The sequence below is a fragment of the Knoellia aerolata DSM 18566 genome, from assembly GCF_000768695.1.
Lineage (GTDB): Bacteria > Actinomycetota > Actinomycetes > Actinomycetales > Dermatophilaceae > Knoellia > Knoellia aerolata.
Map to the genome: position 1 here is coordinate 1 of NZ_AVPL01000059.1, position 21,250 is coordinate 21,250.

The 21,250-nt window shown below is 72.6% G+C and carries 16 protein-coding genes and 1 pseudogene; 9 read left to right on the top strand and 8 right to left on the bottom strand.

Translation table 11 applies throughout. The features are described 5' to 3' along the window. Together N801_RS15865 and N801_RS15870 are read right to left on the bottom strand one after the other, a co-directional pair. Positions 1 to 433, bottom strand: a 433-nt coding sequence (locus N801_RS15865; RefSeq protein ID WP_035939911.1) for a P1 family peptidase, incomplete at its 3' end; no start/stop codon positions are given. Between the two features lie 76 nt (positions 434 to 509). After that, positions 510 to 2,141, bottom strand: a complete 1,632-nt coding sequence (locus N801_RS15870; protein WP_035939914.1) for a DHA2 family efflux MFS transporter permease subunit — start codon at positions 2,139 to 2,141, stop codon at positions 510 to 512. Between the two features lie 147 nt (positions 2,142 to 2,288). On the opposite strand from N801_RS15870, the gene N801_RS15875 reads away from it, so the two are divergent. The 3 genes from N801_RS15875 to N801_RS15885 all read left to right on the top strand — a co-directional run bounded on the left by N801_RS15875 (position 2,289) and on the right by N801_RS15885 (position 6,855). After that, a complete protein-coding gene (locus N801_RS15875; protein ID WP_035939916.1) occupies positions 2,289 to 3,410 on the top strand; it encodes a GuaB3 family IMP dehydrogenase-related protein in 1,122 nt (373 codons plus the stop codon). A 74-nt stretch (positions 3,411 to 3,484) separates the two neighbouring features. After that, a complete protein-coding gene (locus N801_RS15880; protein ID WP_035939918.1) occupies positions 3,485 to 5,074 on the top strand; it encodes a succinic semialdehyde dehydrogenase in 1,590 nt (529 codons plus the stop codon). After that, positions 5,071 to 6,855 carry a GMC oxidoreductase gene (locus tag N801_RS15885; RefSeq protein WP_052113200.1) on the top strand — a complete coding sequence of 595 codons (1,785 nt, stop codon included), beginning with the start codon at positions 5,071 to 5,073 and terminating at the stop codon, positions 6,853 to 6,855. Before N801_RS15880 ends, N801_RS15885 begins: the two co-directional genes overlap by 4 nt. A gap of 136 nt (positions 6,856 to 6,991) precedes the next feature. Here the strand turns inward: N801_RS15885 and N801_RS15890 are convergent, their stop codons facing one another. Together N801_RS15890 and N801_RS15895 are read right to left on the bottom strand one after the other, a co-directional pair. Beyond that, complete coding sequence (locus tag N801_RS15890; protein WP_052113201.1) at positions 6,992 to 8,782, bottom strand: ABC transporter ATP-binding protein; 1,791 nt, start codon at positions 8,780 to 8,782, stop codon at positions 6,992 to 6,994. A 3-nt stretch (positions 8,783 to 8,785) separates the two neighbouring features. Then, complete coding sequence (locus N801_RS15895) at positions 8,786 to 10,579, bottom strand: ABC transporter ATP-binding protein (RefSeq protein ID WP_035939921.1); 1,794 nt, start codon at positions 10,577 to 10,579, stop codon at positions 8,786 to 8,788. 76 nt (positions 10,580 to 10,655) lie between these two features. Here N801_RS15895 and N801_RS15900 point away from each other — a divergent pair, with 76 nt between their 5' ends. From N801_RS15900 to N801_RS15915, 4 genes are all read left to right on the top strand, one after another. After that, complete coding sequence (locus N801_RS15900; RefSeq protein WP_052113202.1) at positions 10,656 to 11,450, top strand: SURF1 family protein; 795 nt, start codon at positions 10,656 to 10,658, stop codon at positions 11,448 to 11,450. Between the two features lies 1 nt (position 11,451). Beyond that, positions 11,452 to 11,826 (top strand): DUF3817 domain-containing protein, encoded by a 375-nt coding sequence (locus N801_RS15905; protein ID WP_439330543.1) that lies wholly within the window; start codon positions 11,452 to 11,454, stop codon positions 11,824 to 11,826. 3 nt (positions 11,827 to 11,829) lie between these two features. Beyond that, the gene (guaA, locus tag N801_RS15910) at positions 11,830 to 13,419 is read left to right on the top strand and encodes a glutamine-hydrolyzing GMP synthase (protein ID WP_245618480.1); all 1,590 of its coding nucleotides are present in this window, start codon (positions 11,830 to 11,832) and stop codon (positions 13,417 to 13,419) included. Positions 13,420 to 13,483: 64 nt separating this feature from the next. Continuing rightward, the gene (locus tag N801_RS15915) at positions 13,484 to 16,222 is read left to right on the top strand and encodes an asparagine synthase-related protein (protein WP_035939926.1); all 2,739 of its coding nucleotides are present in this window, start codon (positions 13,484 to 13,486) and stop codon (positions 16,220 to 16,222) included. A 15-nt stretch (positions 16,223 to 16,237) separates the two neighbouring features. Here N801_RS15915 and N801_RS15920 read toward each other — a convergent pair whose 3' ends face one another. Then, complete coding sequence (locus tag N801_RS15920) at positions 16,238 to 17,326, bottom strand: lysylphosphatidylglycerol synthase transmembrane domain-containing protein (RefSeq protein WP_084109114.1); 1,089 nt, start codon at positions 17,324 to 17,326, stop codon at positions 16,238 to 16,240. Then, a complete protein-coding gene (locus N801_RS15925) occupies positions 17,323 to 18,165 on the bottom strand; it encodes a PIG-L deacetylase family protein (RefSeq protein ID WP_035939929.1) in 843 nt (280 codons plus the stop codon). The genes N801_RS15920 and N801_RS15925 overlap by 4 nt, the downstream gene beginning before the upstream one ends. 8 nt (positions 18,166 to 18,173) lie before the next feature. On the opposite strand from N801_RS15925, the gene N801_RS15930 reads away from it, so the two are divergent. Together N801_RS15930 and N801_RS15935 are read left to right on the top strand one after the other, a co-directional pair. Next, the gene (locus N801_RS15930; RefSeq protein ID WP_052113204.1) at positions 18,174 to 19,331 is read left to right on the top strand and encodes a glycosyltransferase family 4 protein; all 1,158 of its coding nucleotides are present in this window, start codon (positions 18,174 to 18,176) and stop codon (positions 19,329 to 19,331) included. Beyond that, on the top strand, positions 19,328 to 20,011 hold the full coding sequence (locus tag N801_RS15935) for an NUDIX hydrolase (RefSeq protein ID WP_052113205.1): 684 nt from the start codon (positions 19,328 to 19,330) through the stop codon (positions 20,009 to 20,011). The genes N801_RS15930 and N801_RS15935 overlap by 4 nt, the downstream gene beginning before the upstream one ends. Before the next feature lie 4 nt (positions 20,012 to 20,015). Here the strand turns inward: N801_RS15935 and N801_RS15940 are convergent, their stop codons facing one another. Continuing rightward, positions 20,016 to 20,396, bottom strand: a complete 381-nt coding sequence (locus tag N801_RS15940) for a hypothetical protein (RefSeq protein WP_035939932.1) — start codon at positions 20,394 to 20,396, stop codon at positions 20,016 to 20,018. A 3-nt stretch (positions 20,397 to 20,399) separates the two neighbouring features. After that, positions 20,400 to 21,250 (bottom strand): annotated as a pseudogene (locus tag N801_RS21120) (hypothetical protein); the annotation flags it as partial.

Consider the following 21,250-nt stretch of genomic DNA (forward strand, 5'->3'; position numbering starts at 1 on the left):
CCGTCGCGCCGACGTAGGCCGCCCGCCCGTCCGCCGCGTCCGGGTGGCGTCCGAAGGCGCCGCCGCGACCCAGGTCGAAGACCGCGGCGGCCGGGACGACGGGCACGACCTCGTGGGGCTCGCCGACGCACCAGCCGAGCCCGGCGGCATACGCACCCTGGAGGGCTCCGTCCGCGCAGGCGAGCCCGAAGGCACTCCCGCCGGCGAGCACGACGGCGTCGACGCGGTCGACGAGGCAGGTCGGGTCGAGGAGGTCGGTCTCACGCGTGCCGGGTGCGCCGCCGCGGACCTCGACGCCGCCGACGGTCCCGGGCGGCGGGACGACGACGGTCACCCCGGTGAGCCAGCCCGGCTCGTCCCGGGTGACGTGGCCGACGAGCACCCCGGCGACGTCGGTGATGGCGTTGTGCCGACCGGGCAGGGGTGCGTCCATGGGCCCAGCATGCCGAAGGCCGGCCCACCCGAGGGGGACCGGCCGTCGACGGGACGCTCGCGGCGTCGGTGCACGCTCAGTGCAGGATCACCGGGGGAGCGACCTCTGCGGGGTCGACGTCGTCGAGCAGGTGGCTCTCCTCGTGCTTGCGCGGCAGGAACGCCGCCGTGACGAGGGTGAACGCGACCATGATCGCGGCGACGAAGAACGTGCTGCCGAACACCTCGCCCATCGCGTTCTGGACCGCGGACTGCAGCGCGGCCTGGCCGGCCGCGGCGTCGTTGCCGAAGCGTCCGAGGATCTCGCCGACGAGCGGGAACTGCTGGAGCAGCGACTGCGTGTTGGCGGGGTCCTTGGCCGAGGCCTCACCGAACGCCGCCGCCTGCGACACGAGCGGCTCGTTGCGCAGGCCGTTGGTGAGCACGACCGAGATGATCGCGACGCCGATCGAGCTGGCGACCTGCTGGCTGATGTTGAGCAGGGTCGAGCCGCGCGCCACCTGGTGGGAGGTGAGCGTCTTGATGGCCGACGTCATGAGCGGCATCATCGTCGCGCCCATGCCCAGGCCCATGACGAAGAGGACCGGGATGAGGTAGCCCCAGTAGGACGTGTCCCCGTCGACCTGGGTCAGGCCGAACATGCCGAGAGTGATCGTCGCGAGGCCGAAGGGCACGATGCGGCCGACGGGCAGCTTGTCGGCGAGCGCCCCGGCGATCGGCATCGTGATCATGGCGCCGATGCCCTGCGGGGCGACGAGGAGGCCGGCGTCCAGGGCGCCCTCGCCACGCACCGTCTGGAGGTAGGTCGGCACGAGGAGGAGGCCGCCGAAGAACGCCCCGGCGAAGATGAACATCGTGACGATCGACCACGTGAGGTTGCGGTTCTTGAACAGCCGCAGGTCCAGGAGCGGGTGCTCCGGGCGGAAGCTGTGGAAGACGAAGGCGATGATGAGCACGAGCCCGGCTCCGGCGAAGCCGAGGACCTTGGCCGAGCTGATCGTGCCCTCCTCCGGGATCGAGGAGACGCCGTAGAGGAAGAACGCGAGCCCGGGGCTCATGAGGGCCATGCCGAGCCAGTCGAAGGACTCAGTGGGCTCGGGGGCGTCCTTGGCCAGGGCCCACTGCGCGTAGACGAGCGCGGCGATGCCGAGCGGCAGGTTGATGAGGAAGATCCAGTGCCAGGACACCTTGTCGATGAGCCAGCCACCGAGGATCGGGCCACCGATGGGGCCGAGGAGCATGGGGATGCCGAGGATGGCCATGAGCCGGCCCATCCGGGCCGGTCCGGCGGCGCGGGTCATGATCGTCATGCCGAGCGGCATGAGCAGACCACCACCGAGACCCTGGACGACGCGGAAGAGGATGAGCATGTTGATGCTCGTCGCCGCGGCGCACAGCAGCGAGCCGGCGGTGAAGAGCAGCAGCGCGAGCATGTAGAGGCGCTTGGTGCCGAAGCGGTCGGCGGCCCACCCGGTGAGCGGGATGACGGTGGCCAGGGCCAGCGTGTAGGCGGTGACCGTCCACGCGACCGTGGAGTAGGGCAGCGGGTTGTCCTCGCCGGTGAAGGTCGTCTGGAGGTCCGGCAGGGCGACGTTGACGACGGTGATGTCGAGGATCGACATGATCGCGCCGAGGACGACGACACCCGCGATCTTGAGGACGGCACCGTCGATCTTGTCGGGGTACTCGGGCTGGGCTGGACTGGACAAGGAAGGGTCTCCTCGGGAGAGCAAAAGGATGAAAGGGGTTTCGGCGACGGTGCCGGGGGCGCGGGACAGCCCGCAACGTTTCATTGTGCTCCTGCCCGAACACCGGGCGCCAATCCGTTGTTCCACGGCCGTGGCTAGGCTCGGGGCGTGAACGAGATCGAGATCGGACGTGGCAAGCGTGCCCGGCGCGCCTACTCCTTCGACGACGTCGCGGTGGTGCCCTCACGGCGCACCCGCGACCCCGAGGAGGTCTCGATCGGGTGGCAGATCGACGCGTACCACTTCGCCCTCCCCGTCATGGGGGCGCCGATGGACTCGGTCATGTCGCCCGAGACCGCGGTCGCCTTCGGCCGCCACGGGGGCCTGCCCGTCCTCGACCTCGAGGGGCTGTGGACCCGCTACGAGGACCCGGCGCCGCTGCTCGCCGAGATCGCGACCCTCGAGCCGGCGCTCGCGACCTCGCGGATGCAGGAGATCTACCGGGCCGACATCGTGCCCGAGCTCGTCTCCGAGCGGCTCCGGACGATCCGTGAGGCCGGCGTCACCGTCGCCGGTGCGCTCACCCCGCAGCGCACCCAGCAGCTCTGGAAGACCGTCGTCGACGCCGGCGTCGACCTCTTCGTCATCCGCGGCACCACCGTCTCGGCCGAGCACGTCTCGGGCCGCACGGAGCCGCTCAACCTCAAGCGCTTCATCTACGAGCTCGACGTCCCGGTGATCGTCGGCGGCGCCGCGACCTACTCGGCCGCGCTCCACCTCATGCGCACCGGCGCGGCCGGGGTCCTCGTCGGCTTCGGTGGCGGGGCCGCGCACACGACCCGCCGCACCCTCGGCATCCACGCCCCCATGGCCTCGGCCATCGCCGACGTCGCGGCCGCCCGCCGCGACTACCTCGACGAGAGCGGCGGCCGCTACGTCCACGTCATCGCCGACGGGGGCGTCGGCACGAGCGGCGACATCGTCAAGGCCATCGCCTGCGGCTCCGACGCGGTGATGCTCGGCGCCGCCCTGGCGCGGGCCACCGAGGCGCCGGGGCGTGGCTTCCACTGGGGCCCGGAGGCCCACCACCCGGAGCTGCCGCGCGGCGAGCGCGTCGAGGTCGGGGCGGTGGCCTCGCTCGAGGAGGTCCTCTTCGGCCCGAGCCGGATCGCCGACGGCACGACGAACCTCGTCGGTGCCCTGCGCCGCGCCATGGCCACCACCGGCTACACCGAGCTCAAGGACTTCCAGCGGGTCGAGGTCGTCGTCTCGCCGTACGGCAGCGACTGACCGCCCGGCGACTGCGGCGCAGGTCTCACCGCCGGTGGGTGTCGCTGCGCCGGCGAGTTGGTTACCCTTGAGTAATGACCGATGTCATCGCCGACCCGGAGCTCGACCCCACCGCCACGTACGCCGTCGACCCGGCTCGCGCTCGCGCCCTCACGGCCCGGGTCGTGGCCGGACCCGCGGCCGAGCGGCACGTGACCCACACGCCGATGACCGGCGCGCCGCTGGCGTCGCTGCCGGTCTCGACCCCCGGCGACGTCACCGTCGCCTTCGCGACCGCCCGGGCCGCCCAGCGCTCCTGGTCGGCGTGGAGCCTCGAGCGGCGGGCCGGCGTCATGCTGCGCTTCCACGACCTCGTCCTCGAGCGCCAGGTCGAGCTCCTCGACCTCGTCCAGCTCGAGTCGGGCAAGACCCGCAGCCACGGCTTCGAGGAGGTCGCGGACTGCGCCGTCGTCGCGCGCCACTACGCCCGCCGGGCGAGCGGTCACCTGCGTGACGAGCGTGTCCTCGGGGCCGTGCCCGGCCTGACGCGGACGGTCGTCAGCCACCGCCCCAAGGGTGTCGTCGGCATCGTGTCGCCGTGGAACTACCCGCTCAGCCTCGCCGTCACCGACGCCGTCCCCGCGCTCATGGCGGGCAACGCGGTCGTCCTGCGCCCCGACCTCCAGGCCTCGCTCACCGCGCTCGCCGCCCACGAGCTGCTTCTCGAGGCAGGGCTGCCCGACGGAGTCCTCCAGGTCGTGCTCGGGCCGGGGGCCTCGACCGGCCAGGCGGTCGTCGACCAGGCCGACTACGTCTGCTACACCGGCTCGACCCCCACCGGGCGCACCGTCGGGCAGTCGGCAGCGGCCAGGCTCGTCGGCTTCAGCCTCGAGCTCGGCGGCAAGAACTCGATGTACGTCGCCGAGGACGCCGACATCGACCGTGCGGTCGCGGGAGCCGTGAAGGCGTGCTTCGCCTCCGCCGGGCAGCTCTGCATCAGCGCCGAGCGGCTCCTCGTCCACCGTGACGTGTTCGGGGAGTTCGTCACCCGCTTCGTCGAGGCCGTCGAGGACCTGCGGCTCGGCACCGAGCTGGCGTACGGGCCGGACATGGGCTCGCTCGCCGGCCCGAGCCAGCTCTCGACGGTGCGGCGCCACGTCGAGGACGCCCGGGCCAAGGGGGCGATCGTCCTCACCGGTGGGCGGGCGCGTCCCGACCTCGGTCCGTACGTCTACGAGCCCACCGTCCTCACCGGCGTCACCGCCGACATGGTCTGCCGCGACGACGAGACGTTCGGGCCGGTCGTCGCCCTCTACGAGGTCGGCTCCGACGACGAGGCCGTCGAGCTCGCCAACGACACCGAGTACGGCCTCAACTCCTCCGTCTGGACCCGCGACGTCACCCGCGGCCGGCGGCTCGCCGCGCGCATCCGCACCGGCACGGTCAACATCAACGACCCGTATGCCGCGACGTGGGGCAGCACGGGCGCCCCGATGGGCGGGATGAAGGCCTCCGGCGTCGGCCGCCGCCACGGACGCGAGGGCATCCTCAAGTACACCGAGAGCCAGACCGTCAGCGTCCAGCGCCTCGTCGGCTTCGGCGCGAGCCCCGGGGTCTCCGCGGAGTCCTACGCCCACGGCGTGAGCGTGGCCCTGCGCGCCGCGCGCGTGCTCGGCCTGCGATGACGGCCCCGCGCCCGGCCCCGCGCGTCGCGGACGACGTGGACGTGGACGTGGACGTCGACGTCGACGTCGTCGTCATCGGCACCGGCTTCGGTGGGTCCGTGGCCGCGCTGCGCCTGGCGGAGAAGGGGTACTCGGTCCACATGCTCGAGGCCGGTCGCCGCTTCGAGGACGAGGACTTCGCCAGGACCTCGTGGGACGTGCGCAACTACCTGTGGGCACCGCAGCTGGGGTGCTACGGCATCCAGCGCCTCCACCGGCTGCGGGACGTCATGATCCTCGCCGGTGCCGGTGTGGGTGGCGGGTCGCTCAACTACGCGAACACCCTCTACGTGCCACCGGAGGCCTTCTTCCGCGACCGGCAGTGGAGCCACATCACCGACTGGGCGAGCGAGCTGGCCCCGCACTACGAGACGGCGTCGGCGATGCTGGGCGTCGTCGAGAACCCGTGCGAGGGCCCGGTCGAGCAGATCTGGCGCGACGTCGCCGCCGACCTGGGGGTGCCCGAGACCTTCCGCAAGGCCCCCGTCGCGGTCTTCTTCGGCGAACCGGGGCTGGAGGTCGACGACCCCTACTTCGGTGGGGCCGGCCCGCGCCGCACCGGCTGCATCGAGTGCGGCAACTGCATGGTGGGGTGCCGCCACGGCGCGAAGAACACGCTGCGCAAGAACTACCTCCACCTCGCCGAGGCCCTCGGCGTCGTCATCGAGCCGATGCGCACCGTGACCCGGCTGGGAGTCCTGCCGGGAAGCGAGCGGTCGGGGACGGCATACGACTCCGGCACGGTGACCCACCGGGTCCTCCACGAGCGGACGGGCCCGGTCCACGGCAAGGACCCGCGCGTCATCACGGCTCGCCACGTCGTCGTCGCGGCCGGCACCTGGGGAACCCAGTCGCTGCTGCACGCCATGCGCGACGAGGGTGAGCTGCCGCGGATCTCGGACCGACTCGGGTACCTGACCCGCACCAACAGCGAGGCCCTGCTCGGCGCCACGACGCAGCACGTCAACCCCGACGCCAGGCTCTCGGAGGGCATCGCCATCACCGCGTCGTTCCACCCGGACGAGCACACGCACGTGGAGAACGTGCGGTACGGGCCCGGGTCCAACGCGATGGGGCTGCTGTCCACCCTCATGGTGCCCGGGAGCTCGCGGTGGCCGCGACCGGTCCAGTTCCTGCTCGAGATCGCGCGCGAGCCGAAGGCGCTGCTCACGCAGTTCCCGATGGCGCGCCGGTGGAGCGAGCGCGCCATCATCGGGCTCGTCATGCAGTCTCGCGACAACTCGCTGCGGGTGTCCGGCCGCCGGGGGCTGCTCGGCCGGCCCAGGCTCACCTCGCAGCAGGGTCACGGTGAGCCGAACCCCACCTTCATCGAGGAGGGGCACGACGCGATGCGCGCGGTGGCCCGCCGGCTGCAGGAGGTCACCGGCGACTACACCGTCGCCGGAGGCAGCTGGGGCGAGGTGTTCGACGTCCCCCTGACCGCCCACTTCCTCGGCGGCGTCACGATCGGTGACAGTGCGAGGACCGGTGTCCTCGACCCCTACCACCGCCTCTGGGGACACCCGGGGATCTCGGTCGTCGACGGTTCCGCGATCTCGGCGAACCTCGGCGTCAACCCCTCGCTGACCATCACCGCGCAGGCGGAGCGGGCGATGTCGCTGTGGCCCAACAAGGGTGAGCTCGACGCGCGCCCGTCCCAGGGGGAGGGCTACGTGCGTCTCGCCCCGGTCCCGCCGCACCACCCCGCGGTCGCGCCCGACGTCCTCCGCCTCCCGGTCTGACCCCGCCCCGCCCCCCGACTTATTGCGCATTCCGTCCCCCGCCGCGCGACTGATTGCGCGCAACGGCCGGCTCTGCCGGCCGAAACGCGCAATCAGTCCGGCGCGCTGGGTCGGAATGCGCAATAAGTGGCGGTCGTCAGTCCTCGTCGCGCCAGGCGCGCCAGAGGGCGGCATAGGCGCCGTCGCGCTCGATGAGCTCGGCGTGGGTGCCGAGCTCGCTGATCCGGCCGCCCTCGACGACGCACACCCGGTCGGCGTCGTATGCCGTGTGCAGCCGGTGCGCGATCGCCACCACCGTGCGGCCCTGGGTCACCGCCGCGAGCGAGCGCTCGAGGTGGCGCGCCGCCCGCGGGTCCAGCAGCGACGTCGCCTCGTCGAGGACGAGCGTGTGCGGGTCGGCGAGGACGAGCCGGGCGAGGGCGACCTGCTGCGCCTGAGCCTCGGTGAGGGCGTGCCCGCCTGACCCGACCGTCGTCTCGAGCCCGTCCGGCAGGGCCCGGACCCAGACGTCGGCGTCGACGGCCGCGAGGGCGGCGTACAGCTCCTCGTCGGTCGCGGGGGGCCGCGGGAGACGCAGGTTCTCGCCGAGAGTGCCGACGAAGACGTGGTGCTCCTGCGTCACGAGGGCGACCTCTCCGCGCAGGTCCGCGAGCTCGAGGTCGACGAGCGGAACCCCGCCGACGGTGACCCGGCCCGTGCGCGGTCCGTCGATGCCCGCGAGGAGCCGGCCGAGCGTCGACTTGCCCGCGCCGGACGGGCCGACGACGGCGAGGCGCTCACCGGGACGCAGCTCGAGGCTCACGCCGTGGAGGACGTCGCGGCCCTCGCGGTAGGAGTAGCGGACGTCGTCGACGACGATCGTCTCGCCGCGCGGCTTCTCGCCGGTCGCCACACGGTCCGGCGGCACCTCGCCGACGCCGAGGACGCGGGACAGCGAGGTGGCGGCGAACTGGATCTCGTCGAGCCAGCTGATGAGGTCGCCGAGCGGGTCGAGCATCTGCTGGATGTAGAGCGTCACCGCGGTGGCCGCACCGATGGTGATGTGGCCGTTCCACGCGAGCGAGCCCCAGAGCACCGAGACGGAGACGGGCAGGAAGAAGCCGATCTCGAGGTAGGGGAACCACCGCAGCCGCAGGCTCACGCCGACACGCTCGGCCCGCCCGGCCTCGGCGAGTGCCTCCTCGAAGCGTTCCCCGCGGGCGGGGCCGAGGCCGAGGTTGTCGACGGTCCGCAGGCCCTCGATCGTCTCCGCACCCACCGAGTTGAGCCGGGCGTAGCTCGCGTGCTCCCACAGGTAGACGCGTCCGGCGCGCCGGAGGTACCAGACGCTCGAGGGGACGTGGAAGACGAGCGGGGCGAGCAGGGCCAGGGCCGCGAGCGGCGACGTGAGGACGGCGGCCACGACCGTGGCCGACACCGTCATGACCGACACGACGATCGCCGGGATCCCGAAGCGGATGACGTGGGTCATCGCGTTGATGTCGTTGGTGGTCCGGGCGACGAGGTCGCCGGTGCCGGCGCGCTCGAGCGTGGACAGCGGCAGGCGCACGGCGGAGCCGATGAAGTCCTCGCGCAGGCGGGCGAAGACGTGCTCGGACAGGATGAACGCCGCCCGCCGCGCGAGCCAGGTGAGGACCGTCTGGCCGACGATCGCCGCGGCGAGCACGACGATGAGCGTGTCGATGCGGCCCAGGCTCGCCTCAGCCGGTCCGCCGCGGGTCACCTCCTGGACGATCTGCCCGACGACCCAGGGCCCGACGAGACCGACGAGGGCGGCCAGCCCGTGCAGGCCGAGCACCCACAGCAGCGGGCGGCGGTGGTCGCGCAGGAGGACCTTGGTGTGCGCGACGACCGTCTGGCGGCTGGCGATGGGGAGGGCACGCTTGGCGTGGTCGGTCTCGCCGACCTGGCTGAGGATCGGGGTCATCGCTCAGTCCTGCTCGGCGCGCTGGACGATGCGTTGGTATGCCGGGTGGTCCCGGACGAGATCCCGGTGCGTCCCGCTCCCGGTCACGACGCCGCCCTCGACGACGAGCACCCGGTCGGCGCGGTCGAGCAGCAGCGGGCTCGTGGTGACGACGACGGTCGTGGAGCCGGCGCGGTGCTTGACGAGGCGCTCGGCGATGCGGGCCTCGGTGTGGGCGTCGACGGCGCTCGTCGGGTCGACGAGGACGAGGACCTCGGCGTCGCGCAGCAGCGCGCGAACCAGCGCCAACCGCTGGCGCTGGCCGCCGGAGAGGGCCCGACCGCGCTCCTCGAGCTCCCCGTCGAGGCCCCCGTCGACCGAGTCGACGGCGTCGCCCGCGTCGGCGGTGTGCAGGGCGGCGGTCAGGGCCAGGTCGTCGACCTCGTCGGCGCCGAGCTCGCGGCGGACGGGACCGCTGAAGAGGTGAGGGTCGGGCTGGGACACGACGATGGCCCGCCGGACCTCGTCGATGGGCAGGTCGTCGATCGCCGTCCCACCCCACGTGACGCCGTGCCGGCCCGGGAGCGCCCGGCCGAGGCGGGCGGCGATGGCGCCGCTGTCCTCGGGGCGCGCCGAGACGACGGCGGTCAGCTGGCCGGGAGCGACCCGGACGCCCGACGCCGGGTCGACGAGCTCCCCGCCGGCCGGCGTGTCCGTCCCCAACTCGCCAATTCCCCGGTTGTGCACCGGCGTGTCCGTGCGGAACGGGGGAATTGGCGAGTTGAGGACGGGGGTGGTGCGGATCCGGGTCGGGTGGTCCGGCTCGGCGGCGAGGATCGGGGCGATCCGGCTGGCCGCGACCCGCGTCGACGTGAGCTTGTTGACGAACTCCGTCGCCGTCCGCAGGGGCATCGTGAGGAAGGCCGTGTAGCCGTAGAACGCGACGAGCTGCCCCGGTGAGATGTCCCCGGCCACCGCGAGGTGGGCCCCCAACCCCGTCACGACGAGGACGAACACGCCCGGCAGCAGCACCTGGGACGCGTCGAGCAGCGCCTGGACACCGGACAGACGCACGCCGGCGTCGCGCACCCGACCGGACTGGCCGGCATACCGGGAGAGGAAGTTCTCCTCGCCACCGACGCCGCGCAGGACCCGCAGGCCGGTGACGGTGTCGGCACCGAGCGCCGTGAGCCGGCCCGACTCCTCGCGCTGCGCCTGCTGCCGGCTCTGCAGCGGACGCATGACGAACGACAGCGACGCCAGCAGGACCGGGCCGCCGACGAGCATGACGAGCCCGAGCATGAGCGACCCGCGCAGCAGGATGACGGACACGACGACGAAGCTGACGATCGCCCCGGAGAGCCGGGCGGTGACGTCGAACGACTCGCCCACCCGCCAGAAGTCGCGGGCGAACGTCGTCAGCACCTCCCCCGCGGGCTTCTCGCGCGTGAGCGCCGGCCCGGCCCGGCGCACCGAGCGCTCGGTGACGATCGCCGAGCGGAAGGCGGCGAGCAGCCAGTTGCTCACGGCGAACCAGTGCCGCAGGTTGGTCGTCAGGGCGCTGAGCAGGCCCATGCCGAGGATGACCCCGGCCCACAGGACGAGCGCCCGGCCGTCGCGGGCAACGAGGCCGTCGTCGATGGCCCTGCCGATGGCGGCCGGGACGAGGGCGATCGACAGCATCCACGGGATCCCGAAGGCCGCGCCCGCCGCGAGGGTGCGCCACTGCCGCCGGACCAGCCAGAGGAGGAGGCGGTCAGGATCGGTCGGGGGAGCGGCGTCGGCCTCGAGGGCGTACGGCCAGGTCGTCGTGGGCATCGCACCCCCACGGTAGGAGGAGGCCGGACACCGAGCCACCGAGTTTCCGCCCAGCAGGCCCGATTACGCTCGTGCCGTGCTCCGATCCGCCCGCAAGCCGCGCCACCTCGCGCTGCTCGCGGTGGCGGTGCTCGTCGTCATCGCGTTCGTGCAGCTCGGACGATGGCAGCTCGGCGTCGCCGAGGACGAGGCGCTGCGCGAGGCGCTCGAGCGGGCGCGCTCGCAGCAGCCGGTCGCCGTCGAGACCGTGCTCACCCCCCACTCGGACTTCCCCGGGGAGCTGAGCACGCGACCCGTCGTGGCGACCGGGGAGTTCGGCGCCGACCAGGTCGTCGTCGCGAACCGTCGGCTCGAGGGCCGCGCGGGCTTCTGGGTCGTCGCGCCGCTGCGGGTGGCGGCGACCGGCGCGACGCTGCCGGTGCTGCGCGGCTTCGTCACCTCGGCCGCCGACGTGCCGCCCGTGCCCGTGGGACAGGTCACCGTCACGGGTGGGCTGGCTCCGCCGGAGTCCCCGTATGCCGGTGAGCCGCCTCCCGAGGGCCAGCTCGGCTCGATCGACACCTCGCTGCTCGTCAGCCGCTGGCCCGGCGAGCTCTACAACGCGTTCGTCTTCCAGCAGGAGCAGGCCCCCGCTCCGGCCCCCGCCGACCTGGGGGCGATGGAACGGGTGCCCACCCCGTCGGGTGAGACGGGCTTCAAGTGGCGCAATGCGGCATACGCACTGCAGTGGTGGGCCTTCGCGCTGTTCGCAGTGTTCATGTGGTGGCGGATCGTCAAGGACGACGAGCGGGAGGACGCGGAGCCCGAGTCGCCGGACGTGGCCGAGGAGGCCGGTCGAGAGCCGGTCACGGGCGGCGGGGACAATGGCTGACGTGGCACGGACCAACGAGCAGACCAGCCAGACGCAGCGCGCGATCCGGGACGAGACGGCGGCACGCAAGGCGCTGACCTTCTTCAAGGTGATGGCGTTCGTCGTCGGCGTCGGGTTGCTCGTGCTCCTCGCCGAGATCGTGCTGGAGTACGGCACGTCGATGAAGGGGGAGCAGAACCCGCTGCACTGGTGGCCCCAGCCGCACGGGTTCATCTACATGGTCTACCTCGTCGCCACCGCCAACCTCGGCTTCAAGGTGGGCTGGTCGCTGCCGCGGATGGTGGGGGTCATGCTCGCCGGCTGCGTGCCGTTCCTGTCCTTCTGGGTGGAGCGCAGGGTCGCCGCCGAGGTCGAGGGCCGCCTCGCTCGCCAGTAGCCTGTGCGGGTGAGCGAGACCTCCCCCCTGTCCGACCGTCCAGTCCTCGTCGTCGACTTCGGCGCCCAGTACGCCCAGCTCATCGCGCGCCGCGTCCGCGAGGCCCACGTCTTCAGCGAGGTCGTCCCGTCGACCATGCCGGCGACGGAGATGCTGGCCAAGGAGCCGGCCGCGATCATCCTGTCCGGGGGGCCGAGCTCGGTCTACGCGGAGGGCGCGCCCTCGCTCGACCCGGCCCTGCTCGACGCCGGGGTCCCCGTGTTCGGCATGTGCTACGGCTTCCAGGCCATGGTCCAGGCGCTCGGCGGGAGAGTCGACCACACCGGTCTGGGGGAGTACGGCTCGACGCCGGCGATGGTCTCCGACACCGGCTCGACGCTCTTCAACGGGCAGCCGAGCGACCAGTCCGTCTGGATGAGCCACGGCGACGCCGTGACGGCCGCCCCCGACGGCATGCGGGTCACGGCGTCGACGTCCGGCGCCCCCGTCGCGGCCTTCGAGGACGACGACCGTCGCCTCTACGGCGTGCAGTGGCACCCCGAGGTCATGCACTCGACCTTCGGGCAGCGCGTGCTCGAGAACTTCCTCCTCCGCGGCGCCGGGCTCGCCGGGGAGTGGACCGCGCACAACGTCGTCGAGTCCCTCGTCGAGCAGGTCCGCGAGACCGTCGGCGACAAGCGGGTGCTCTGCGCCCTCTCCGGTGGCGTCGACTCGTCGGTCGCCGCCGCCCTCGTGCAACGCGCCGTCGGCGACCAGCTGACCTGCGTCTTCGTGGACCACGGCCTGCTGCGGGCCAACGAGTCGGAACAGGTCGAGCAGGACTTCGTCGCGGCGACCGGGGTCGACCTCGTCGTCGTCGACGCCCGCGAGCAGTTCCTCAACGCCCTCGCGGGCGTCTCGGACCCCGAGGAGAAGCGCAAGATCATCGGCCGCGAGTTCATCCGCGTCTTCGAGCAGGCCGCCCGCGACGTCGTCGGCTCGGCCGAGCGCGACGGGCACCCGGTCGAGTTCCTCGTTCAGGGAACCCTCTACCCGGACGTCGTCGAGTCCGGTGGCGGCACCGGCGCGGCCAACATCAAGTCCCACCACAACGTCGGCGGGCTCCCCGACGACCTCCAGTTCACGCTCATCGAGCCGCTGCGGCTGCTCTTCAAGGACGAGGTGCGCCAGGTCGGCCTCGAGCTCGGTGTCCCCGAGGAGATCGTGTGGCGCCAGCCGTTCCCCGGCCCCGGTCTCGGCATCCGCATCGTCGGCGAGGTCACGGCCGAGCGGCTCGAGATCCTGCGCCACGCCGACCAGATCGCCCGTCAGGAGCTGTCCGCGGCCGGTCTCGACCGCCAGATCTGGCAGTGCCCGGTCGTGCTGCTCGCCGGGGTGCGCTCGGTGGGCGTGCAGGGCGACGGCCGCACCTACGGCCACCCGGTCGTCCTGCGCCCGGTCTCGTCCGAGGACGCCATGACGGCGGACTGGACCCGAGTGCCCTACGACGTGCTCGCCAAGATCTCGACGCGGATCACCAACGAGGTGCGCGAGGTCAACCGGGTCGTGCTCGACGTCACGAGCAAGCCGCCGGGCACGATCGAGTGGGAGTGACGTCGATCCCTCCGCGTCTGGCAGGCTTGACCGGTACCCCGAGCAGAACTGAGGACCCCAACGCATGTGTGGCATCGCCGGCTATCACGGCCTGAGCGCCAACGAGGCGCTCCTGCAGACGATGAACGACTGCCAGGAGCACCGCGGACCGGACGGTGAGGGCGTCTTCGTCGACGGCCCGTGCGGTCTCGCTCACCGCCGCCTCTCGATCATCGACGTCGCCCACGGGCAGCAGCCCATGGCGACCGCCGACGGGCGCTACACGATCGCCTACAACGGCGAGGTCTACAACTACCTCGACCTGCGGGCCGAGCTCGAGGCCCTGGGCCGGACGTTCACGACCGACTCCGACACCGAGGTCGTGCTCGAGGCGTTCGCGCAGTGGGGCGGGGAGGCCTTCGACCGCTTCAACGGCATGTTCGGCCTGGCCATCTGGGACCGCGACGAGCAGCGGCTCACGCTGGCCCGCGACCACTTCGGCATCAAGCCGGTCTACGTATGCCGCGTCAAGGCCCCCGCTGCTTCCCCAACGTCTGCGGATGCGGTCGCTGGAACCACCGAATCCGCAGACGTTGCGACAGAGGGGGAGGGGGAGGGGGAGGCGCTGCTGTTCTCGAGCGAGATCCGGCCCATCCTCGCGAGCGGGCTGTACGAGAAGAAGCCGAACGAGCGCTCGATCTACCGCTACCTGAGGTTCCGGGCCCACGAGGACGGCACCGAGACCTTCTTCGACGGGATCGAGCGGCTCCAGCCGGGCGAGATGCTCGAGGCCGACGCGAACGGCATCCGTCGGAGCATGTTCACCCGCCTGCGCGAGGAGCTCGCGGAGCTGGCGCAGGAGCAGCGCCCCTACGACGACGAGGCCGCGGCCGAGTACAAGGAGCGGTTCATCGAGGCGGTCCGGCTGCGCCTGCAGTCCGAGGTCCCCGTCGGCACGTCGCTGTCCGGTGGCCTCGACAGCTCCGCCGTCGCCGTCGTCATCAACCAGCTCATCAACGAGGGCGACGAGCGCACCGCGTCGGTCGGCGTCCGGCAGAACACCTTCAGCGCCGTCTTCCCGAACTCGATCAACGACGAGGAGAAGTACGTCGACGAGGTCCTCGAGATCTGCCAGGGCCACGTCGACGGCCACAAGATCCTCCCGACCGCCGACGAGTTCAAGGCCGACCTGCGCGACTTCATCCGGACGCAGGAGGAGCCGCTCATCTCCAGCGGCCCCTACGCGCAGTTCCAGGTGATGCGCGAGGCGACCAAGCACGTCACCGTCCTCCTCGACGGCCAAGGCGCCGACGAGATGATGGCCGGCTACATCCCCTACTACGCCGTCTACCTCCGGCAGCTGCGCGCCCAGGGGGCCCGGGCCGCGGCCGCCGAGCTGAGCAAGTCGCTCGACGTGCTCTACCGCCTCGGACGGTTCCGGGTGAAGGCCAAGCTCACCGGCCGCAAGGACGTCCCGGTGACCTCGCTCCTCAACGCCGAGTTCGCCGCCCGTCACCGCGACGAGCGGTTCCCGGTGGAGCAGAACAACCTCAAGAAGCGCCTCATCGAGGACCTGTTCCACAACAGCCTGCCGAGCCTGCTGCGCTACGAGGACAAGAACACGATGCGCTTCAGCCTCGAGGGGCGAGTCCCGTTCCTCGACAAGGAGGTCGTGAAGTTCATCTTCAGCCTCACCGACGAGGCGATCATCAAGGACGGCTGGAACAAGCGGATCCTGCGCGACGCGACCCGGGGGGTCCTGCCGGAGTCGATCAACCGTCGCCGCAACAAGATCGGGTTCACGACGCCGCAGTCCGAGTGGTTCATGCGCCTCAAGAACCACTTCTACTCGATCTTCCTCAGCGAGTCGTTCGCGAACCGGCCCTACTTCCGCCAGACCGACGTCCTGCACGCGTTCGAGGGCTGGATCAAGGGCAGCAACAACGCCGACACGATGATGTTCTGGCGCCTGATCAACCTCGAGCTCTGGCTGCAGGAGTTCTTCGACGACGCGCCGCCGGTCGACAAGGCCACCACCCAGGCGGCACCCAAGTCCGACCTCGAGCCCAACGCCGGGAAGGCCCTCGACCTCACGACCGCCCTCGGCGAGACGGTGCGGCGCTACCCGCTGCGCACCGACCTCTTCGCCCAGGGCGACGACCTCGACGCCCGGGTGCTCGAGCGGGTCGAGGAGTTCTTCGCGACGCTGCCGACGGCCGGGCCGGAGCACCAGGGCGCGACCGCGGGTCGCTGGTACCTCTTCATCTCCGAGAAGATCATCGCCATCACCCAGGGTCGCTCGTACTTCGTCTGGGACATCAAGGTCGGCAAGCCGGCCCGGGTCCTGTCCAAGTACGTCACCCGCACCCCCGCGGGCATCGGCCTCGGCTCCCCGTTCACCATGCAGCTCGCCATCGAGGAGGCCGGCCTGCCGCGGGTCCTCTACGCCGCTGCCGGCGGAGCCGTGGGCAAGGTCATCGGCCGCAAGGGGATGTTCTACGAGCTCGTCGGCAACGACATCAGTGCCATCGACGGACCGACCGAGTACTCCGCGTACCCGTCGAACGTCTCCGCCAAGCTCGCACCCAAGGACCCCGACCAGGTCGCGGCACGCCTGTCGGCCGGGATCCGCGGACGGGTGCCGACGGCATACAAGGAGCAGTTCGCCGGGACGATCGTCATGGACGCCAACGACATCGGCCGCAACGTCCTCGGCAGCGACGTGCCGGGCGACAAGGCGCGCTTCGAGGAGATGTTCGCCGACAACCCGCTCGGTCAGGGCAGCGAGCAGACCCCGATGGCCCTGGTCTTCATCCAGGACTGACCGCCTGCTGGCGACCTACGGTGCGTTCCGGTCGGGCTCGCCGGGGCCCGCCTCACCGGAACGCCCGACACGTCGGTCCTCGGGGCCCTCCCCGGTGGCGTTCCGCACGCGCGGGCTCAGCGACCAGGCGAGCCAGCCGAGGGCCCCCAGCGGCACCTCCATGAGGTGCGTGAAGATCGAGAAGAGCACGACGCCCGCCCCGGCGGACGCCGAGTCGGCGCCCCACCCGACGAGTGCCACGACCGTGGCCGACTCGGTGACCCCCACCCCCCCGGGCGTGATGCCCACCGCGGTGAGGAGCCGCCCGACCGCGAAGGCGGCGAAGAGGATCCCGAGCGGCAGGAAGACGTTGACCGAGTGCATGATGAGGACGAACAGCAGGTAGTAGAACCCGAAGAACCCGACCATGCCCAGGGTCATCTGCAGCCAGCCCGTGCGCACGACCTCGTTGGTGCGCAGCCGCAGGTCGTGGACGAGCGCGTGGAGGCTCATCGTGCGCTTCCGGCGCCGGAGGAGCGGGCCGAGGAGACGGTCGACCCCACCTCCGATGGCCTGCGCGGCTCGCTCGCTGACGAGGAGCGCGACGAAGACACCGAAGAGGGCCAGACCGGAGATGGTCGCCGCCAGGGCTGCGCTCGTCAGCGACCTCGGCAGCCCGTCGTTGCCGGCCCACAGCATGGCGATCGCGACGATGGGCAGGGCGATCCGGGCGAGCGTGTTCCACACCCCGGTGACGATCACCGAGGTCGACACGTCACGGTTGCGGAACCCCCAGGAGCGCAGGATCGTGTAGGTCGCCGCCAGCCCGACCGCGCCGCCGCCGGGGAGGAGGTTGCTCACCGACGAGCCGCAGATGTTGACGATGAAGGCGCGCCAGTTGCTCAGCCCCGGCAGCGACCCGGTGAACGTCAGCGTGTAGCACCCGAGCCCGACGAGCACGAGGCCGAGGAAGCCGCTCGCCTGCCACCACGACACCGCCGCGATGTGCGCGGCGATCTCGCCCCACGTCGTGTCGGCGAAGATCGGGAAGCCCCACCCGAGGAGGCCGACGGCGAGCGCGAGGCCGAGGACGACGCGGACGACCTGTCGCGCGCGCCGGCTCACGGCAGTCCTTCGAAGATGTCGGTGCGTATGCCGTCCGCGGCCCGGCCGCGAACGCTCGGGTCGCGGAACCACTCGCGCCCGAAGACGACGTCGTAGAGGGGGCGCGGGATCCTCAGGAAGGCGGCGAGGGTCCGGTCGCCGCTCTGGGAGCCGTCGTTCGAGGCCTGGGAGGCGTGGGCTCGCATCGACGCCCGCTTGGCGCCCACGTAGCGGCGGACGTCGATGCGGTGGGTGATGTCGGCCCGGGCGGTGAAGCTGCGCTCGAACGTCGTGGGGTCGAACCCGTCGGGGAACGAGTGGATCCTCGCGGCCCATCGCACCGCCCGGGCGATCGTGTCGCGGGGCACGGTCGCCTCGAGGACACGCGGGGTCCGCGCGATCTCGGCGGCGCGGGCGCCGACCTCGTGGACGCGGACGTGGTCGCGGTGGCCGTAGCCCCCGGCGGCGTCGTAGCTGAGGAGGACGTCGGCCTGCTCGGTGGTGAGGATCGCGGCGAGGCGCTCGGCGGCCTCCTCGACCGGGGCCCGGCAGAAGCGCATCGTCCCGGGCGGGTCCGCAGGGACGGGTCCGTCGTGCCCGGAGTCGGCGTAGCCGAGCCACTCGACGCGCTCGACGCCGAGGGCGGCGGCGGACTCGCGCGTCTCGGCGAGCCGGACCGTGGCCAGGGCGTCGCCGCTGCGGAACCGGTCGGCCGCGAGCCCGAGGTCCCCGTCGGTGGCGACGACAAGGACGACGCGGTGCCCCTCCGCGGCGGCGCGGGCCATCGTGCCGGACGTGAGGAGGGCCTCGTCGTCCGGGTGGGCGTGGAAGGCCACGAGCGTGCGCGTCATCGACTCCATCCTGACGCATGGCAGGCTGGTCGCTCGTGAGGGTCGCCCTGTTGTCGGACTGCTACCTGCCGCGGCTCGGCGGCATCGAGGTGCAGGTGCACGCCCTCGCCCACCGGCTCGTGGCGGCCGGCCACGAGGTCGAGGTCGTCACGGCGACCGCCGGGCCGACCCGCACCCGCACCGTCGAGGCCGACGCCGGAGTGACCGTGCACCGGCTGCCGCTGCCGTTCCCGGGCGCGCCGCCGGTCAACCCCTTCGTCACGGAGGAGGTGCGCCGGCTGCTGGGCTCCGGTGGTTTCGACGTGGCGCACGCGCACATGGGAGTCGTCAGCCCGTTCGCGACCGGCCTCGTCGACGTGGCACTCGCCTGCGCCGTCCCCACCGCCGTGACCTGGCACTGCGTCATCGACAGGAGTGCCCCGATCCTGCGGGCGCTCGGGCACGCCCGGCGCTGGAACGAGCGGCGAGCGGCGCTCTCCGCGGTCTCGACCATGGCGGCGGCGCGCGTCTCCGGGGTCGCCGGCGGCGCCCGGGTGGAGGTGCTGGGCAACGGCATCGACGTGGACGCGTGGCGACCGCAGTCCGACGAGGTCCGCGCGCAGGACGACGTCGTCCGGGTCGTCAGCGCCCTGCGGTTCGTGCGTCGCAAGCGCCCCGGCGCCCTCGTCGACGTCCTGCGCTCGGCGCGACACCGTCTCGACCGCACCCGTCCGGGCGTGCGGCTCGAGGCGCACCTCGTCGGGGACGGGCCGCAGCGCCGGGTCGTCGCCGCCGGCCTCCGCCGCCACGGCGTCGACTGGGTCCACCTGCCCGGACGCGTGACCCGCGAGGAGCTGCGCGACCTGCACCGGCGCAGCGACGTCTACCTCACGACGGCGCGCCTCGAGGCCTTCGGGATCGCGGTGCTCGAGGCCCGGACGGCGGGTCTCGCCGTCGTGGCGCGCACGGGGACCGGGGTGGAGGACTTCGTCACCGACGGCCGCGAGGGCCTGCTCCGGGGGTCCGACGACGCCCTCGCGGCCGCCCTGGCCGACCTCGCCGGCGACCGCACGCGTCTGCACGGGATCCGTGCCCACAACCTCTCCACGCCGCCGGCGCAGTCGTGGGACCGGGTGGTCGAGGGCACGACCGCGGAGTACGCCCGCGCCCGCCGGCTCGCGGGGCACCTGTCGTGATCGAGGTCGTGGCCATGCTCCGTGGCCGCTGGGCCGACGGGTTCGCCCTGGAGCACGGGGCCGACCCGTCGGTCGAGCTCGCGCGGCGGGGGTGGTCGGGTGCTCCGGTGTCCGTGACGCGGAGCTCACCGCAGGACCTGCGGATCACGTATGCCGTCCGGCCCGTCCGCCCGGCGCCCGACGCCGTCGCGTCGGGACCGACGGAGCGGGACGACGGCCTCACCGCGGCCGACGTCGCAAACGCCGTCACCCACCAACGGGTCGCGGCGTATGCCGTCGTGCGCAGCTCGCGCGGGGTGCTCATGACCGAGCTGTCGGAGAGCACGAACGCCGCGGGGATGTGGAACCTCCCCGGTGGCGGGCTCGACCCGGGGGAGGACCCGGCCGTGGCGGTCGTCCGGGAGGTCCACGAGGAGACCGGCCAGCACGTGAGCGACGTCCGGCTGCTCACCGTGATGACGAGGCACTGGGTGGGACGTGCCCCGGGCGGACGGGTGGAGGACTTCCACGCCGTGCGCCTGTTCCACACCGCGCACTGCGCCGAGCCGGGCGACCCGGTTGTGCTGGACGTGGGCGGCTCGACCTCGGCCGCCCGCTGGGTGGCCGAGACCGAGCTCGCGAGCCTTCCGCTCGCGAGCTCGGTCCCTCAAGCCCTCGCCGTCGCCGGCGTGTCCGCGTGAGCGCTCAACCCCTGAATCGCTGGCCACGCAGGCCCGCCAGTCCGAGGACGACGAGGAGGACACCGGCGCCGACGACGGCGACGGGTCCGACGACACCCCAGGGGATGTCGAGATCGGTGGCCTGGGAGACGAGGACCGCGATCGTCGTCAGCAGGCCGAGGAGTCCGACGACCGAGGTCGTCGGGGCCGGGCCGGAGCGGAACTCCGGCACCGCGGTCGAGCCCCGGTAGGGAGCGGCCGCGTCCGGCTGAACCGGCGGGACCGGCGGGACCGGCGGGGCCGGCTGGGTCGGCTGGTCCGGGTGGTCGGGGTTCCGGCGCTGCGCGTCGTCGTCCGACTCGGTCGGGCCCGTCTCGAGGGGCGTGGTCTGGTCGTGCTGGCTCATCGCTCAGCCCTCCTTGATGGTGATCTGGCCGAACGTGATGTCGGCGCGGACGGTGACGGTGGGGGCGCCCGATCCCAGGTTCAGCGTCAACGTCTCGCTGGGTCCGTCGTCGGTGCCCTCGTCCCGGTCGGACCGGCCCGCGGGCAGGTCGCCGAGGACACGCACCTCACCGAAGTCGGCGCGGGCCCGGATCTGGGCGGTGGCGCCGGGGGGGACGATGATGTCCATCTCGCCGGCGCCCTGCTCCACGGTGATCTCCTGCGGGACGGCCGGGACGAGCGCGGACGCCGTGGCCGTCGGGGCCGGGCTGGGGGTGGGCGTCGGTGCCGGGAGGCCCGAGGCGCTGGGTGCCGGGCTCGGGACCACGTCCGGGGTGGGCGCGACCGGCGGTGTCGTCAGGCTGGCGAAGAGCGGGCGCAGGTCGAGGGTGGTGCGGCCCGCACCGTGGCTGTAGCTCGTCGGGGAGTCCGAGAGCACGGGGGTCCAGGTGCGGATGCCGCGCTCGCCACCGATCGTCTCCTCGCCGATGGCGGCTGCCGTCGCCCCGATCCCGAGGAGGACGACGAGTCCGGCCGACATGATGCTGCGACGGCCCGAGAGCCCGATGACGAGGGTGGTGAGGGCGGCCGCGCCGAGGGCGAGGATCACGCCGAAGAGCTCCTCGGAGCCGCTGAAGTCGAGCGGGCCGTCGAGCATGAGACCGGCGCCGTAGCCGACGGCCGCCATGCCCAGGGTCAGCGCGAACCCGGCGAAGCCGGCGTTGCGGCGGCGCGGGCGCGGAGGGGGCGGCGGGGCGACGGGAACCCACGAGCGCGGTGGGACCGGGGGTGCCGGTGGCGGCTGCCACCCGCCGT